This window comes from Pseudomonas lundensis, assembly GCF_001042985.1.
In the GTDB taxonomy this organism is placed as follows: Bacteria; Pseudomonadota; Gammaproteobacteria; order Pseudomonadales; family Pseudomonadaceae; genus Aquipseudomonas; species Aquipseudomonas lundensis.
Genome location: NZ_JYKY01000011.1, coordinates 40,807 through 57,229 on the forward strand (window position 1 = coordinate 40,807; position 16,423 = coordinate 57,229).

The 16,423-nt window shown below is 56.2% G+C and carries 10 protein-coding genes and 6 tRNA genes; 3 read left to right on the forward strand and 13 right to left on the reverse strand.

What is annotated here, in order from left to right:
• Window positions 1-6: 6 nt before the first annotated feature.
• The 10 genes from TU74_RS11025 to TU74_RS11070 form a co-directional block, all read right to left on the reverse strand.
• On the reverse strand, window positions 7-4,749 hold the full coding sequence (locus TU74_RS11025) for a dermonecrotic toxin domain-containing protein (protein ID WP_048376476.1): 4,743 nt from the start codon (window positions 4,747-4,749) through the stop codon (window positions 7-9).
• 120 nt (window positions 4,750-4,869) lie between these two features.
• Window positions 4,870-5,700, reverse strand: a complete 831-nt coding sequence (locus tag TU74_RS11030; RefSeq protein ID WP_052959414.1) for a quaternary amine ABC transporter ATP-binding protein — start codon at window positions 5,698-5,700, stop codon at window positions 4,870-4,872.
• Window positions 5,697-6,548, reverse strand: a complete 852-nt coding sequence (locus TU74_RS11035; protein WP_047276285.1) for an ABC transporter permease — start codon at window positions 6,546-6,548, stop codon at window positions 5,697-5,699. The genes TU74_RS11030 and TU74_RS11035 overlap by 4 nt, the downstream gene beginning before the upstream one ends.
• Window positions 6,549-6,578: 30 nt before the next feature.
• Window positions 6,579-7,592 carry an ABC transporter substrate-binding protein gene (locus TU74_RS11040; RefSeq protein ID WP_048376477.1) on the reverse strand — a complete coding sequence of 338 codons (1,014 nt, stop codon included), beginning with the start codon at window positions 7,590-7,592 and terminating at the stop codon, window positions 6,579-6,581.
• 308 nt (window positions 7,593-7,900) lie between these two features.
• Window positions 7,901-7,976: transfer RNA gene (locus TU74_RS11045), tRNA-Gly, on the reverse strand.
• A 4-nt stretch (window positions 7,977-7,980) separates the two neighbouring features.
• Window positions 7,981-8,056 (reverse strand) — tRNA-Glu (locus TU74_RS11050).
• A gap of 174 nt (window positions 8,057-8,230) precedes the next feature.
• Window positions 8,231-8,306, reverse strand: a tRNA-Gly gene (locus TU74_RS11055).
• 5 nt (window positions 8,307-8,311) lie between these two features.
• Window positions 8,312-8,387 (reverse strand) — tRNA-Glu (locus TU74_RS11060).
• Between the two features lie 103 nt (window positions 8,388-8,490).
• Window positions 8,491-8,566: transfer RNA gene (locus TU74_RS11065), tRNA-Gly, on the reverse strand.
• A gap of 2 nt (window positions 8,567-8,568) precedes the next feature.
• A tRNA-Glu gene (locus TU74_RS11070) sits at window positions 8,569-8,644 on the reverse strand.
• A 349-nt stretch (window positions 8,645-8,993) separates the two neighbouring features.
• On the opposite strand from TU74_RS11070, the gene TU74_RS11075 reads away from it, so the two are divergent.
• Window positions 8,994-9,752 carry a hypothetical protein gene (locus TU74_RS11075; RefSeq protein ID WP_047276289.1) on the forward strand — a complete coding sequence of 253 codons (759 nt, stop codon included), beginning with the start codon at window positions 8,994-8,996 and terminating at the stop codon, window positions 9,750-9,752.
• 281 nt (window positions 9,753-10,033) lie between these two features.
• Here TU74_RS11075 and TU74_RS11080 read toward each other — a convergent pair whose 3' ends face one another.
• The gene (locus tag TU74_RS11080) at window positions 10,034-10,378 is read right to left on the reverse strand and encodes a YggL family protein (protein WP_048376479.1); all 345 of its coding nucleotides are present in this window, start codon (window positions 10,376-10,378) and stop codon (window positions 10,034-10,036) included.
• A gap of 233 nt (window positions 10,379-10,611) precedes the next feature.
• Here TU74_RS11080 and dacB point away from each other — a divergent pair, with 233 nt between their 5' ends.
• Window positions 10,612-12,078 (forward strand): D-alanyl-D-alanine carboxypeptidase/D-alanyl-D-alanine endopeptidase, encoded by a 1,467-nt coding sequence (dacB, locus tag TU74_RS11085; protein ID WP_047276292.1) that lies wholly within the window; start codon window positions 10,612-10,614, stop codon window positions 12,076-12,078.
• Between the two features lie 105 nt (window positions 12,079-12,183).
• Here the strand turns inward: dacB and rlmKL are convergent, their stop codons facing one another.
• A complete protein-coding gene (gene rlmKL, locus TU74_RS11090) occupies window positions 12,184-14,454 on the reverse strand; it encodes a bifunctional 23S rRNA (guanine(2069)-N(7))-methyltransferase RlmK/23S rRNA (guanine(2445)-N(2))-methyltransferase RlmL (protein WP_047282857.1) in 2,271 nt (756 codons plus the stop codon).
• 541 nt (window positions 14,455-14,995) lie between these two features.
• Between rlmKL and rmf the strand changes: the two genes are divergently transcribed.
• Window positions 14,996-15,211, forward strand: a complete 216-nt coding sequence (rmf, locus tag TU74_RS23445; protein ID WP_010448881.1) for a ribosome modulation factor — start codon at window positions 14,996-14,998, stop codon at window positions 15,209-15,211.
• Window positions 15,212-15,325: 114 nt separating this feature from the next.
• Here rmf and TU74_RS11100 read toward each other — a convergent pair whose 3' ends face one another.
• Entirely contained in the window at window positions 15,326-16,351 is a 1,026-nt protein-coding gene (locus TU74_RS11100) for a quinone-dependent dihydroorotate dehydrogenase (RefSeq protein ID WP_048376481.1), read from the reverse strand.
• Window positions 16,352-16,423 lie beyond the last annotated feature (72 nt).

Genomic DNA, 16,423 nt, shown 5'->3' on the forward strand with positions numbered 1-16,423 from the left:
CCGCCATTAAGGGATCAACAGGAACAGCCGCTGGGCCAATGCCGTATCCAGTTTGGCGCGGTACACCTCAATCACTTCTTGCGAGGTCCCGGCCTTTGAATACAGCGCCTGTTCACTCAACCGCCGCTGGGCTGCCGTTTTGAGATGCGCCACATCGAACGCAGCCGTCGGGGTATCGAGCGCTTTGTAATGAAAGTGCGCGTACCACAGCGCTGCCCCCTGTTTGTCGTCGATGGCGTATTCCTGCAGGTAATCCTTGCGCTGGCCGCGGGACAAGAACTTGCGCTCACCCAGGCGCCGAATCCTGATTTCTCCCTGCGTATTCAAATACTCCACATTGGGGCCCGTCGGCGGGAGGCGCTTGATCATGCTGATTCGCAAACTTTTACCCAACGCGCGCAACTTGATGGCCTCTGCCTTCAATTGTTCGCTCAGTGCCCGGGCTGCCTGTTTGCGCGTTTCGCTCAGGGTTTCCGGTTCAGTGCTGACGCCCGTCACAATCCGGTCGATCTGCACCGCCACCTCATCAAGGCTCTTGCCTTTGAATTCCAGAATTTCTTCGATTTCGACGGGGATTTTTGAAGTCATGGCGCTGGAACGGCTGGTTTCAATCGCACTGTCGACCTTGGCCAGCAAGCGTCGACCGTCGGCTTCGAGCCGCGAGAGGTTTCTGGCCTGAGTGGCCAGTTGCACAGCCGGCCGCAGTTGAGTGATTTCCTCCCAGACACCACTCTCGACCTGCTTATAGGTGTGAACGGACAGCCTGCCAAAGCCTTCGGTCACATCCACCACGCCGCCAGATTGACCCGCGGATGATTCGCGCGGGGCGCCGACCAATACCTGATGGGTGGTGGTCTTAATCACCCGTTGTGGCGCTCCGGATGTCGCCTGCTTTTTACTGAGTGCCGCATACGCCAATCGGCTAGGCCCCGGTCGCGGCTCTTCGTATTCTGAAGATGAGCTCTCGGAGTCGCGAATAACTTTTTCTAGCTGGGATTCTGCAAACACTCTCAAGTGCCGGACTACCTGCATGATCGGCGCCAGGTACTCATTCCGAAAATGCTCGGACTCCAGATTGATCAAGTTCCCGCACACACTTTCTGCTGCATAGTACTGCTCGATAGCGCGGTCCAGCAGCGCAATGTGATCTTCGCTGTACAGTTGATTATCCATCCGCAAACTCAGTTGCGACCACGCCGTATCAATCAGCGCCGCACTGCCAAAGAAGTTGAACGCATGCTGTTCTTCCGGGGACAAGTTGACACCGCCCCGGCGGATCACCAGCTCACACAAGGTTTCCAGATACACAGCCGACCAATGACGATCAAAGTATTCCTGATCCTCCATATGCTTAAGCTCGCGCAGCGCACTGTCTTTGGGCAAAGGGCGTCCATGTACGTGTCTGAGGGCTTCAACTTCCAGCGCCGAGTTGTAAAACAGTTTGGCTTCGATATCGCGGGCTTTTTCCAGGTTCTCAATCCACGTTTCATACGTACTAACAGAGCCGGCTGTCAGCTGTTTGGCCACATCAAGCAACTTTTCCAGAAAGTCCTCTTGAGAGTTGAAGACCGGGAGGGCCTGGCGCTCCAGCTCATAGTAGTTCTGCAATTTGAAGTGCTGCAGGGTCAGCTTTACCCAGCATTCATGGAGTAGCTTTGCACGCGACTCCAACGGCGAGATCGCTTCGGCTTTGTCCAAGAGATTGATCAGGTCGTGCATCTTTAGCCGCCAGCTTTCAAACTCAACGCTGAAACGCTCAAGAAACGCTGCCCGACGGTCCACCGCAGTGTCCATGAGCCCCTGTGTGACGTGCAGGACGCGCTCACTGTCATTAATTTGGCCTTTGAGGACTTCAGCCTGCTGTAGCAGTTCGTTAACTTTCTTTTGTTTCTCATCACGCAGTTTCTTGATCCGCGCTTTAGGCCCGCCACCTTTCAAACCTAGCCGCAAATCCAGTTGCCAACGACCGGAAGGCTCTTTCATCAAGCGAGGCCCCCGACGGTTGGCGTGCTGTACATCTTGAATGTGCAAGCCTTCAGCATCACGCGCCACGCAATACGTTTTGTTAGCGATGCGCACGTAGGACACGCCTTGGTACGTCAGGATGCCGGCCAATTCGCCTACTTCAATCGGCGTGGCATCGGTCAGATCAACTGGCACTTCATAGGTTTCGAGTTCCAGACGTTGCGCGCCGGTCAAGCGCTGCGATGGACTGAACCAGGACACCGCCAGTGCCGAATAGTCCTGAACAGCCGAAGGGGTCAGATCCGGCCGTTTTTCAGGGGTTATCAGCGGCAACTTGTCCGGTTTTACACTGGGCGCATTGGGTTCTTCATAGCGGGAGAACAACGGCTCATCGACTGGCACTTTCAAACGCCGACGGTCATTGGCGAGCGTCCTGAAATTCAGACCTTCCTGCAATAACGCCAGGCTGATGTTGAGCAACAGGTCGATCACTGACTCCAACGCGGCCTCTTTGTCCCCCCTCAAACGCGCATGCAGCGTGCTATCAATGCTCAGCAAGGTCTGGAGCAACCAGGCAGCCTTCTGCAATGGCCCATTGACGAAAAACGTGAGGCCATTAAACAAGGCCCAACCGGCTTTTTTAACCAACAGCCAACGCCGCTCTGCAACGGTAACGGTCTGTTTGTCTGCCAATAAAAGCAATGCCTGGGCATTGGCCTCAAACAGCGCGTCAAAGTAATTACCCACTACAGCCTGTGTGCTCAACATCGCTGGACTGCGTGGTAACAGCGCCAGGAAGCCTTCCAGCAACACCCCTTCCAGATGCGGTCTGGCAAACCCGGCGTCAGCGTACACGTCGCGCGCATCATCGTTGAGCCATTGCAGCACGCTGTAATTCAGGTCTTCAGAGTCGCTGATCGCCGCAAATAGCGCCGCCCATGTTGCACACTCCTGCAACGGTTCGGGCGCGAAGGGTTGATAGAGGACAAACGGGCCTGTGTCGACCTGACGCGGGCCCAGTACAAACATGTTGGCGACATAATCCGTTGACGCCCCCTCATAGGCGATGAACCCCAACGGCCGCACACAGAGGTCACTTTTCTCCAGCGTGTCGTGTGCGTCGGGGCGCATCAGGCCGTTCACGATGTTCCAGCCCTGTTGCGTAAACCCGGCTTCACCCTTGATCAGTTTTTCCAGGGCGAATAGCGGCAGTTGCACGCTCAGCTGGGATTTGAACAACGTTTTACGACGTGCGACTTCATCTGGTTCATCAATCAGCAACCGTTTGATCAGCGCAATGTACTGCGAGCCGACATCCAGCTCGTCCACTAACTGTCGCGCATAATCTGCGGTGAACCAGTCTGGCAAAACGGTGGCGTCGCGCCCCTGAACCCCAATAAGCCCGACGGGCCAGCCGCCGCGATAGCTCAGGACAAACTCGGTCAGGGGCAGCGTGTCGTCGGTAAAAATCGGCAAGGTCAGCACTTCGACACCCAGGTCATGAATCTCGACCCTGGCGATGTCGATGTCTGCGCCGGGGTGATCCCTGTCCAGCCGTTGCCTGATTTGCTGCTCAGCAAATGTCGGCAAGGCATCGATCCCGTCCAGGAATGTTTTCCCCTGCGCTTGCTGCTGAAACAAGGCCTGGGCAATCATCAGCTTGCTGTAGGCCAACAGGTGCTGCGCTGATGCTTGCTTGAGCCATGCTGGCAATTTCGTCATGACATGGTCCAGCCACGGACGGTCTTGCTCATTGAACAAAGGGAACATGCCCACGGCAGCATCCAGTTTTTGTTCCAGACGCAATGCACTCCAGTGTTCGCGCCGGGCTGTTTGGCCAAGCGCCTGCACAACGCGCAGCTGCTGATCCAGCAGGGTGCAGGAAAGTGCGGTGAAAAAGTCACCTGACGGTTCGTGCAACGCCCATGCAAATACGGGTTGTTCGAGGGTGTCCTGAAGGCGGCTGGCCATTCGTGTGGCGTAATCATTCAGCGACTCAAATACTTCAATGCCTGATTCCAGCGAGTAACTGAGCACCAGCAGGCGCTGCTTCATCTGCCGCGTAACAAGCATCACACCGGGTAATTGGAAGCGCTCAACACCTTGCGCCTGCAAGGCCTGAATATTGACCAGACAGGCGTGTAAAGGCGTCTCTTGTGTCCCTTTTACGCGTGTGTCCTTGTCGGGAAAATTGGCCACCACCGCCATTGAAGCCGCCTGATCATTGCTCAGGGCAGGTACGTAAAGGTTGTCGGCCAACGTCGATTGCAGCCCCCATTGCTGCACATGGCTCAGCCATTGAAATGGCGATCTGCCCTCACCGTTGCCAACACTCCAAAACAGCGTCAGCGCGTGTTGCCAAATGTCGATCAGCAACGCAGCGCATTCATTGATGGCCGTTTGCACGTCATCCATGTGCACAGGCAATGGGTGGGGATCGCGCTCGCGGGTGTCGCCGGTCAAACGATGGAACCCCTGAATCAGGGTCACTGGCCGCGCATCAAGGTAACTCTGGATCAGCATGTCCACCGGGGAGATCAGCCGATAGTGCCGGGGCATGCCGTTCTCGGGGGTGATTAAGGCGGCCGCCACTGGCCAAGGCTCAGCGATATGCAAACCGGTCACATCAAGATCGAGGCTTGGGTACTTCTCGGCCAGCGCCTCATTGAGTTGGCGGGCCAGCACACTGAACAGCGTGGGACGCGGCGGAAAATGTTGGGCATTGAAGCTGCCCAGAACCTTGAAACGTGACAATAACCCGGGGGTCGTGGAGAGGGTTTTCATAGAGCATCCATTGCGGTGGCGTGAAAAGGCCAGTCCGCCCGGCGCTGTGCCCGGGGCCGGACTGTCTTTTCATTAAACGCAATGCACACCAGCCTACTGCGGTAGCGGGTTACTTGTCGTTTACACCTCTGTGCGCCGACGTTGCACAAAACGATCGACGTACTCATCCGCTGGCGCGTTGAGTATTTGCTGCGGCGTCCCGACCTGTATCAATTGCCCGTCCTTGAGAATCGCAATGCGGTTGCCAATACGCAGCGCCTCATCCAGATCGTGGGTAATGAAGACAATGGTTTTTTGCAGCGTGCGCTGAAGCTCGAGCAACTGGTCCTGCATTTCGGCGCGGATCAACGGATCGAGCGCGCTGAAGGCTTCGTCCATCAGGATGATGTCGGTATCGGTGGCCAAGGCCCTTGCCAGCCCCACGCGCTGACGCATGCCCCCCGACAATTGATGAATCATCGCCTGTTCATAACCCTGCAAGCCCACCACGCCAATCCAGTGCCGGGCGCGCTCATTGCACTGCGCTTTGTTTTCGCCACGCACCTTGAGCCCGTAAGCCACGTTTTCCAACACAGTGCGATGGGGCAACAGGCCAAAATTCTGAAACACCATGCTGATTTTATGGCGGCGCAGGTGACGCAAGGCTGACATGTCGTACTGAAGAATATCTTCACCATCGACCAGGATCTGACCGCTTGTAGGGTCGACCAAACGGTTCAGGTGGCGAACCAGCGTCGACTTGCCCGACCCGGACAGGCCCATGATGACGAAGACCTCCCCCGCCTGGATCGACAACGACAAATCATTGATACCCACGACGCAGCCGGTTTCGGCCAGGACTTGATCCTTGCTTTTGCCCGCCCGAATCAGCGCCAGCACCTCTTTTTCGCGGTTGCCAAAGACCTTGAACACATGACGGACTTCGATTTTGCTCTCGGTCACTGCGCTCATTTACGCTCTCCGTGCCGCGGCCGACCATAAGCCTGAGTAATGCGATCAATCACCACGGCGAGAATCACAATGGCCAATCCTGCTTCCAGTCCTTTGCCGACGTTGAGGGTTTGAATGCCCACCAGCACATCCTCGCCCAATCCCCTGGCCCCGATCATGGAAGCGATCACCACCATCGACAACGCCATCATGGTGGTCTGATTGATCCCGGCCATGATGCTCGGTAAGGCCAGTGGCAATTGCACGCCGAACAGTTGCTGCCACGGGGTGGCACCAAATGCGTTGATGGCCTCCATCACTTCGCGATCCACCTGGCGCAGGCCCAGATCGGTGAGGCGGATCAACGGAGGTACGGCATAAATGACCGTGGCGAAAATGGCCGGAACTTTGCCCAGACCGAACAGCATCAGCACCGGGATCAGGTAAACGAAACTGGGCATGGTTTGCATGATGTCGAGCAACGGCATCATCACCGCCCGCAGACGATTGCTGCGCGCCGCCAGAATGCCCAAGGGAATGCCGACGAGCACCGAAATCACGGTGGCCACCATCATCAGCGCCAGGGTCTGCATCAGCTTGTCCCAAAGCCCGACCGCACCGACCAGGAACAGCAAGCCAACGATTAACAGCGTACTGATGATCTTGCGGGTGGCATGCCAGGCAATGGCGCCGACGATGGCCAGCATCAGCCACCACGGCGTCAGACGCAGCAGGTTTTCAAGGTGGATAATGGCCCACAGCAACGTGTCCGAGATGTTGCGCAACACATCCCCATAATTGCTTACCAGCGCATCGACCCCATCGTTGACCCAACCGGCGATGGAGAACGTCAGATTTTCAGGAAACATGCACGGCTCTTGTTCTGAGAAATAAGCGGCTTATAACGCCGATTTAACTTTTTGGGCGGCCTCAGGGGTTACCCATTTCTCCCAAATCTGCGGCTGTTCACGCAGGAAGGCTTGCGCGGCCTTACGCGGTTCGGTTCGTTTTTCACTCATTTGCGCCAGCGTCTGATTCAGCAGGTCGATCGGGAAGTCGACCTTCTCATAAAACTGCACCAACTGCGGGTACTCGGATTTGAAGGGGGCAGAAACGCCAATCGCCAATTTCGCAGGCAACGAACGCGTGCCCTTGGGGTTCGGATCGTTCGCGTCGGTCAGGGTTTTCCAGGCCTGGGCATCAAATGGAGGCTCTTCCAGCTTGATCAACGGGTAGCGCCCGATCAGAGGTGTCGGGGACCAGTAATAGAACAGCACCGGCTTGCCGCGTTTGATCGAAGAACTGATCTCGGCATCCAGCGCAGCCCCGGAACCTGTCCGGAAATTCACAAAATCTTTATCCAGCCCGTAGGCTTTGAGCTTTTGACTGTTAACGGTTTCAGACGTCCAGCCGCTGGGACTGTTGAGAAAGCGCCCGCGGCTCGGGTCTTCCTGATCGCGGAATACATCCTTGTAACGGGCCAGATCGCTGACGGACTTCAGCTCGGGCGCCAAGGGCTCGATCCCTTTTTTCGGATCGCCTTTAATAACGTACTCCGGTACCCACCACCCTTCGCTGGCGTTTTTCACGATATCGCCCAGGCCGAAGACCTTGCCTTCTGCTTCAGCCTTGACCCACACCGGACTGCGCCCGGCCCACTCTTCGCCGATCACCTGAATATCGTTTTTAGCCAACGCCGCTTCAAGGCTGACAGTGCTGCCTGGCAATGTGTCGGTGCTGACGCCGTAGCCCTTTTCAGTGAGCTGGCGCAGCACCTCAGTGATAAAACTGCCGCTTTCCCACGTGAGATCTGCGAAATGAACCGGTGTTGCCTGGCTTTGTGCCCACACCGGTTGCGTAACGATCCCAAAGGCCAGAAGCGAGCCACTGAGCCACTTTTTAAGATTGTTCATACGGATTCTCTTGTTGTGTTGTGTCGGCGTGATTGGAGCATTAATGGTTTTGAACAACGAAGGTGACGCAAGGTTCAGGTCAGTACTGACTGAACAAGGGGATATGTCCAACCTTAGCAGTCATACCGTCCAGCGGGCGGTGACGCTTAATGGTAAGAACACGTATTTGGCTGTTGTTGAGGCGCAGGGAGTGATTGTGCAAAGCCGCACGGATTGAGCACGGCCTAAAAATCGCAGGCACAAAAAAAGCAGCCCGTAGGCTGCTTTTATGTGTTTTTTGAAACTGCGTTGCTCCAAAAAACAAAATTTGGAGCGGGAAACGAGACTCGAACTCGCGACCCCGACCTTGGCAAGGTCGTGCTCTACCAACTGAGCTATTCCCGCAAAATGGCGTCCCCTAGGGGACTCGAACCCCTGTTACCGCCGTGAAAGGGCGGTGTCCTAGGCCACTAGACGAAGGGGACGTTGCCCAAAACATACGTTGTATGTCTCAGTGCCAGCCGCATCAAACTCAATTGCTGCGCTGGCGTTTCACTCAACCTCACCCGAAGGCAAGGCTGCTGGTGACACAAAAAAAATCAGCCTCAGCTGATCTTTTTATGCTTCCTGAATGTTGCTTGACTTCAGAAAACAAAATTTGGAGCGGGAAACGAGACTCGAACTCGCGACCCCGACCTTGGCAAGGTCGTGCTCTACCAACTGAGCTATTCCCGCAATAATGGCGTCCCCTAGGGGACTCGAACCCCTGTTACCGCCGTGAAAGGGCGGTGTCCTAGGCCACTAGACGAAGGGGACGTTGCCCGAAACATACGCTGCATGTTTCAGTGCCAATCACATTGACCGAAGCTAATGTTTTGGCTTTCACTCAACCCCGCCCGAGAGCGAAGCTGCTTAAAAATGGAGCGGGAAACGAGACTCGAACTCGCGACCCCGACCTTGGCAAGGTCGTGCTCTACCAACTGAGCTATTCCCGCATTGGCGTCCCCTAGGGGACTCGAACCCCTGTTACCGCCGTGAAAGGGCGGTGTCCTAGGCCACTAGACGAAGGGGACACGCTACAACTTCACTGGTTACTGCGTTTCGCTGTGTGCTTTACGCTGCAATTGGCGCGCATTCTAGGGATGGTTTTAGAAGTCGTCAACCCCAATATGAAAATATATTGAAATCAATGACTTCCCCAATCTTAAGGCCATTTCCTACGCCGTCTAGCGCCCAAGTCCTGACGCCTATATTCCGACATCCTACAAGGAGTTATAGTTGGCAGCGCACAATAGTGGCACTCTGTACCACATCCAACACATCTGCCTCTTTATAGACGAGAGCTCTGACCTTCAAGATTGTTTGCGACACCAAAATAAAGCCCATTGACTATCCAAAGAGGTTTTCACGTTGACACCATCCATGATCACCCTGCTTGTAGTAGCCGGGATCGTCCTATTGATCGCCATCGGTTACATGAACCATGTGGTGGAAAACAACAAACTCGAAAAGGCGCGCCTGAAGGTCGAACTGACTGACCGCGTTCGTCGTTGCAGCGAAGTCAGCGAAACCTTCCCCGGCCAATTGATGTCGCCCGGCTTAAAGCACTTGCTGACACGCCTGGAGCTCAATGCCTGCCAGCGCCTGCTGCATCTGGATAAGAACAGTGCGCCAGTCAAGGCGCGTATTGCCGAGCTGAACGCACTGGTGGGCCAAGGCGAGTCGATCCCCGTCAATAACCCGCCCGGCCCGATCCTGACTGAAGCCAAGGCCAAGGATGTGCGTTTCTTGCTGGAAACATTGCACGGGCAAATCACCCGCGCGGTGCAAGATGGCTTTCTGCCTACTAACGAAGCCAAACGCTGGATCAAAGAGATCCGCCATTTGCTGGTCGTGCTGCACATCGAATTCTTCAACAACCTTGGGCAGTTGGCCTTCCAGCAAAATCAGCCGGGGCAGGCACGCCTTGCCTATGAGCGCGGCGCCCAGTACCTGCGCAAACAACCTGAACCCGCCATGTACAGCAGCGCGTTGAAGGAAATGGAAGAACAACTGGCGCGTGCAAATTCGCTGGTGCTTACCAAGCTTGAGCCGACAAAGGATGAGGTCAACGAACTGACCGAGGGCTTGAAAACTGACGAAGCTGACGCGGACTGGAAGAAAAAGGTCATCTACGACTGATGCCCTGATTGCCAATCGATAAAAGGACAAGCTCATCCCTTGTCCTTTTTTTTTGCATTCCCGAAAGCGTGATGGGTGAGACGGACACACCCATGCACGCAGACAGCCACGCGCTAAGCAGTCTCGCCCTCGACTACACGGCTAAAAAACGCACGCACGGGGGGGCAAGGAGCGCAGGCAAAAAATAATCAAGGAATGTGTATCGGTCGCCCGGACGGGCCAGAAGATCTTGCAGAACAGCCGCATGGAAGCAGCCAGACAGGCTGCCTCCATGCATCACATCAGGCTACCGGATTGATAGGCTTTTCCGGGTACCACACGTCGAGCAGCGGGCTCACTTCAACGCTGGTCAGCTCTGGACGAGCTTTCAGCCAGGCTTCAACAGCTGCGCGCTGCTCTTCGCTGACCGAACCGCGCTTCTGCAGGCACACCAGACCGTAGTCGTCGCCGCCAACATAACCAAGGCCGTTGGCTTCCATGGCTTCTTTCAAGAACGTTTCGAGGAAAGCGTCGATAGCTTCTTCCGACAGGTCTTCTTTGAAATCCAGGTTCAGCTCAAAACCCAACTCCTGAAATTCATCAACGCACAGCTTTTTGCGCAGACGCTGGGAACGATTAGTAGCCATTGAACAATCCTCTTAAGTAATAACGGCGGCACTTTACCAGTTTCGAGCTGTACGTGCCCGGTTCAGTGTGGACGGCTCATCGTTTTGTGCATTTAATCAATGCACGTGTGTATCACGGCAATGCACAAGACTGACCACCTTGGGGCATAATGCCGTCACTTTCATGACCATTGAGGGAATTTTTCATCATGCCCTCGTATTTTTTCCCCCTCGCCTGCAGGGTATTACTTTTTATGATCAAGTCTTTACGTCCACTGCTACTCGCCGGGTTGATGCTGCCATTCGCCTTTGGGGCCAACGCTGCCCCGGTCAACACCACTCTTTCGCCCAAGGTTCAGCAGGCGCTCAAAACCAACAAATTGCAAAACAACGCACTATCACTGGTGATGCTGCCGCTCAACGGCCCCGGCGTACCGACTGTGTTCAATGCTGATGTCTCAATGAACCCGGCCTCCACCATGAAGCTGGTCACCACCTACGCAGCCCTGGAAATGCTCGGCCCTACCCATCAGTGGAAAACCGAGTTTTACACTGATGGCACGCTGAGCAACGGCATCCTGCAAGGCAACCTCTATCTCAAAGGCGGCGGCGACCCCAAGCTGAACATGGAAAAGCTGTGGCTATTGATGCGCGACCTGCGTGCCAATGGCGTGCAACAAGTCACCGGGGATCTGGTGCTGGACCGCAGCTTCTTCGAGCAACCGCAATTGCCAGTATTTGATGACGACGGCAATGACAAGAACAAGCCTTTCCTGGTCAAGCCCGACGCGCTGATGGTCAACCTCAAGGCGCTGCGCTTTGTTGCACGCAACGACTCAGGCAAGGTCCTGATATCAGTTGAGCCGCCGATTGCCAGCATCCGCGTGGACAATCAGGTAAAAGCCGTCAACGCCAAGCAATGCACGGGCGACGTGCGTTACAACCCGGTGCCGCAGCCGGACGGCTCAGTCCTCGTTACCGTCACGGGTCAATTGGGCGATGGCTGCAACTCGCAGACCTACCTGTCGCTGCTTGACCACGCCACGTATACCGCAGGCGCCGTTCGCGCGATCTGGAAAGAGCTGGGCGGCAGTATTCTGGGGCAAGATCGCCAGGGTTCCGTCCCCAAAAGCGCCAAAGTCCTGGCCCGCGCCTTCTCGCCAGACCTCGCTGAAATCATTCGTGACATCAACAAGTACAGCAACAACACCATGGCTCAGCAGTTGTTTCTGAGCCTGGGTGCGCAGTTCCGCACGGATGCCGACGGCGATGACGCCAAAGCAGCCCAGCGTGTGGTTCGTCAGTGGCTGGCCAAGAAAGGCATCACGGCGCCGCACCTGGTGATGGAGAACGGCTCAGGCCTGTCTCGTGCCGAGCGGGTCAGCGCCCGTGAAATGGCTCAAATGCTCCAGGCCGCCTGGAAAAGCCCCTACGCCGCCGAGTTCATCAGCTCCATGCCCATTGCTGGCAAGGACGGCACGATGCGCAAGCGTCTGAAAACCACCGCCATGAACGGTCAGGCTCACATCAAGACCGGCACTCTCAACACTGTGCGTGCGATCTCGGGCTTTAGCCGTGATAGCAATGGCAACACCTGGGCCGTGGTGGCCATTCTCAATGACCCACGCCCATGGGGCGCCTCGGCCGTCCTCGACCAGGTCCTGCTGGATCTTTATCGTCAACCGCAACTGCCGAACAGTGCGATTTCAATCGCCCAATAAGGCTTTTACGAAGCCATAAAAAACGCCCCGACTCACTCGAGCCGGGGCGTTTTTGTGTATGGCCTCTGTCATCCCTGCCTGCAGCCCGGGATGACAGGAGCGCGATCAACGCGCCGTGATTTTCCAGGCGCGGTGAATCTTGCTGTTGCGGGCAAAATCCGGATCAATCGTACTGGCAGTGATTTCTTCGACGGCGTAACGCGCTTCCAGGTGCTCATCGAGGATGAACTTGCGGAAGTTGTTGGAGAAGTACAACACACCGCCGGGCGCCAGACGCGCCATCGCCAGGTCCAGCAATTGCACGTGGTCACGCTGGACATCGAAGATGCCTTCCATGCGCTTGGAATTGGAAAAGGTCGGCGGATCGATAAAGATCAGGTCGTACTCTTCCCGGCATGCATCGAGCCATACCATCACATCGCCCTGCTCCAGACGGTTCTTGTCTGAAAAACCGTTGAGCGACAAATTACGACGCGCCCAGTCCAGGTAAGTTTTGGACAAATCCACGCTCGTGGTGCTGCGCGCGCCCCCTTTAGCGGCGTGAACACTCGCGGTTGCGGTGTAGCAATACAGGTTCAGGAAACGCTTGCCGGCCGCCTCGCGCTGAATCCGCATGCGCATCGGGCGGTGGTCGAGGAACAGACCGGTATCCAGGTAGTCCGTCAGGTTGACCAGCAGCTTCACGCCGCCTTCATTGACCTCGGTGAACTTGCCTTGCGCGCTTTGGCGCTCGTATTGCTTGGTCCCGCTCTGGCGCTCGCGCCGCTTGACGATCACACGGCTTTTATCGACGTTCAATGCCTGAGGAATGGCCGCCAGCGCATCGAACATGCGCGCCGAGGCTTTTTCCGGGTCAATGGATTTGGGCGCTGCATACTCCTGAACGTGCACCCAGTCATGGTACAGATCAATCGCCATCGAGTATTCAGGCATGTCTGCATCGTAGACACGGTAGCAATCGATGCCTTCGCGCTTGACCCATTTGCCCAAGGCTTTGAGGTTCTTTTGCAGACGATTGGCGAACATTTGCCCGCCTTCGCTCAGACGCGGCTGCTCAACCACAACGGGAACCGGCTTGATCGGGTTACCGTTCTTGTTGAATTTTTCGTACTTACCCGGTGCTTCAATGTTGGACGGCAGATCGGACTCAGCCTGCTCGCGCTCAGCCTGACGCTGCTCAGGGGTACGACGCTCACCAGTCACGAATTGGTCCGGCACGACCTTGATCAGCAGCAACTTGCACGGCAAGGCGCCGTTCCAGAATGAATACTGTTTGTGGCTGCGAATACCCATGCGCTTGCCCAGGTCAGGCGCGCCCGTGAACACCGCCGCCTCCCAATTCAAACAGGCCTGACGCAGGCGCTCGCCCAGGTTCTGGTAGAGATAGAGCAGGCTCGCCTCATCGCCCAGGCGCTCGCCATATGGCGGGTTACAAATGACCAGGCCTTTCTGGTTCTGATCCGGGCGAGGTTCGAACGTCGCAACTTCACCCTGGTAAATTTTGATCCAGTGACTCAGACCGGCACGCTCGATGTTGTTGCGCGCAGGCTGGATCAGGCGCGGATCGGCTTCATAACCCCGAATCCACAATGGCGGTTTTGACATGCCCGCCTCAGCCCGCTCAGTGGCTTGCTGGTGAAGTTTTTTCCAGATCGCCGGTACGTGGCCGAGCCAGGCGTCAAACCCCCAATGAATGCGGTTGAGGTTAGGCGCCATGTCGGCGGCAATCATCGCGCCCTCGACCAAAAATGTGCCCACACCGCACATCGGGTCAGCCAGCGCAGCGCCTTCAGCTGCCATGCGCGGCCAGCCCGCACGAATCAGGATAGCTGCTGCAAGGTTTTCCTTGAGCGGCGCAGCGCCTTGCTGCAAGCGATAGCCGCGCTGGTGCAGGCTGCTGCCTGACAGATCCAGCGACAGAATGGCTTCACCCCGATCCAGGCGCAGGTGGATACGCAAATCAGGGCTGATTTTGTCGATCGACGGACGCTCGCCGGACGGCGTGCGCAATTTGTCGACAATGGCGTCTTTGACTTTCAACGCACCAAAATGGGTGTTGTCGATGCCGGAGCCGTGGCCGCTGAACTCCACCGCCAAGGTGCCGTCGGGCACCATGTGATCCTGCCAGTCAACCTCCAGCACGCCGTGATAGAGGTCCTCGGCGTCTTTCATCGGAAAGCGCTTAAGTACCAGTAATACGCGGTTAGCAAGACGCGACCAGAGACACAGACGGTAGGCAGTTTCCATATCTGCAGTACCACGAATGGCCGAGGTATGCTCGCGAGCGTCCTCAAGGCCAAGGCCTGTGGCCTCCTCAAGGAGCAAGCCTTCAAGGCCTTTCGGGCAGGTAAGGAAGAGTTCGTAACGATCCGACATGGGATTCCTGAGCTTTTAGCTATCTGTGAAGAGGCAACGCATTGCCTGCTCCGTTTTCAATCAAGCGCTTTTCTTGAAGAGCGCTCGCGTGGCACGAGACTGTGCCGGTCCATCCCCGCGCCCAACCTTGCCCGCAGGCATGAAGAGTTTAGACGCTGAGACAGGTCATTCATCTTGAAACAAAGGGACATATTCAGACCCTTCGTCGAATAGTACCCGAGCAAATAAGGCGGTCATTCGCAGCGGAGAATGAAACGCATCATCTTTGCAAACACTCGCAGGATCAGGCTTTGGTCGTAGAAAGGGGCAAAAGGCCTCCCTTTCTTATGGCCTGAACACCACTATCGTTACGTCCTTATGACAAAACGATCATTCACACACCCAACCACATTGGTTAGAACTGAACACAGGTTGTCACCGCGCAGGTGATAACAAAAATGCTCGCCACGCCGGCAGCGAGCCACCCACGGCAGAAGCACTCTGCCCCGACCTGAGTCAGGTCGACGCGATATAAACAGTCAACAAGTGAGGGCAATACCCTATGAGAAGACTTAAGCGTGATCCGTTGGAAAGAGCTTTCTTGCGCGGATACCAATATGGCGTTAACGGAAAGTCCCGTGAGCTTTGCCCTTTTACTCTACCGTCGGTGCGCCAGGCATGGATTAATGGCTGGCGCGAAGGACGCGGCGACAACTGGGACGGTATGACAGGCACTGCGGGCATCCACAGACTCAACGAACTTCACGCCGTCGGCTAACTCTGGGCACATTCCGACATCACCTCGAATACGCAACACGTTAACCATGTCGTCCCATCCGGGCGGCGGGCTGCGGCCCAAGGGCTCCTTCAAGGAGCCCTTTTTATTGGGTGTTTATCGACGGGTGATGGCCGAAATGGCATCCACTGATTCGCGAATCAGCGCTGGCCCTTTGTAAATGAAGCCGGAATAAATCTGCACCAAACTGGCACCTGCCTCGATTTTCTCAGCCGCATGCTTGCCTTCAGTGATACCGCCCGCCGCAATAATCGGCATCCGGCCAGCAAGTTCTTCAGCCAGGACCTTGACGGTATGGGTGCTTTTTTCACGTACGGGCGCACCCGACAGGCCGCCTGCCTCATCCCCATACTCCATGCCCTCCACACCCACGCGACTCAACGTCGTGTTGGTGGCGATCACCGCATCCATGCCGGTTTCCAGCAAGGCTCGCGCGACGAGCACGGTTTCTTCATCTGTCATGTCAGGTGCAATCTTGATCGCTAGCGGCACACGCTTGCCGTGACGCTGCGTAAGCTCGTTCTGACGCAGCTGTAAGGCCTCCAGAAGCTGCTTGAGTGAATCGCCGAACTGAAGCGTGCGCAGACCCGGAGTATTCGGAGAACTGACGTTGACCGTCACGTAGCTCGCGTGAGCGTAAACCTTGTCCAGGCAAATCAAATAGTCATCAACGGCCCGCTCAACCGGTGTATCGAAATTCTTGCCGATGTTGATACCCAGGATCCCGCTGTATTTGGCCGCCTGCACACGGGTCAACAAATGATCGACCCCCAGATTGTTGAAGCCCATGCGATTGATAATGGCCTGCGCTTCAGGCAAGCGAAAAATCCGCGGCTTGGGATTACCGGGCTGAGGGCGCGGCGTCACGGTGCCGATCTCCACAAACCCGAACCCCAATTGGGCGAATCCATCAATCGCCGCCCCGTTCTTATCCAGGCCTGCGGCCAACCCTACCGGATTAGGGAACTCAAGCCCCATGACGCTAACGGGCAGCTTGGCTGGCGCCTTGCACAGCAAACTGTTCAGCCCCAAACGGCCGCCCGCTCCGATCAAATCCAGAGACAGATCATGCGAGGTTTCAGGGGAAAGTTTGAAGAGCAACTGGCGGGCCAGGTTATACATGGGCTCGATGGTCTCGGAAGGCGGCTGAAAGTGAGCGCGATTATAGCCGTGCCGAGCGGTAAGACGCGAGGG

Excerpts from the sequence above, each read along its gene's own strand:
- rlmKL (WP_047282857.1), bottom strand. The coding sequence starts at position 14,454 with ATGTCGGATCGTTACGAACTCTTCCTTACCTGCCCGAAAGGCCTTGAA.
- TU74_RS11075 (WP_047276289.1), top strand. The coding sequence starts at position 8,994 with ATGATCACCCTGCTTGTAGTAGCCGGGATCGTCCTATTGATCGCCATC.
- TU74_RS11030 (WP_052959414.1), bottom strand. The coding sequence starts at position 5,700 with ATGAGCGCAGTGACCGAGAGCAAAATCGAAGTCCGTCATGTGTTCAAG.
- TU74_RS11025 (WP_048376476.1), bottom strand. The coding sequence starts at position 4,749 with ATGAAAACCCTCTCCACGACCCCCGGGTTATTGTCACGTTTCAAGGTT.
- TU74_RS11100 (WP_048376481.1), bottom strand. The coding sequence starts at position 16,351 with ATGTATAACCTGGCCCGCCAGTTGCTCTTCAAACTTTCCCCTGAAACC.
- rmf (WP_010448881.1), top strand. The coding sequence starts at position 14,996 with ATGAGAAGACTTAAGCGTGATCCGTTGGAAAGAGCTTTCTTGCGCGGA.
- TU74_RS11080 (WP_048376479.1), bottom strand. The coding sequence starts at position 10,378 with ATGGCTACTAATCGTTCCCAGCGTCTGCGCAAAAAGCTGTGCGTTGAT.
- TU74_RS11035 (WP_047276285.1), bottom strand. The coding sequence starts at position 6,548 with ATGTTTCCTGAAAATCTGACGTTCTCCATCGCCGGTTGGGTCAACGAT.
- dacB (WP_047276292.1), top strand. The coding sequence starts at position 10,612 with ATGATCAAGTCTTTACGTCCACTGCTACTCGCCGGGTTGATGCTGCCA.
- TU74_RS11040 (WP_048376477.1), bottom strand. The coding sequence starts at position 7,592 with ATGAACAATCTTAAAAAGTGGCTCAGTGGCTCGCTTCTGGCCTTTGGG.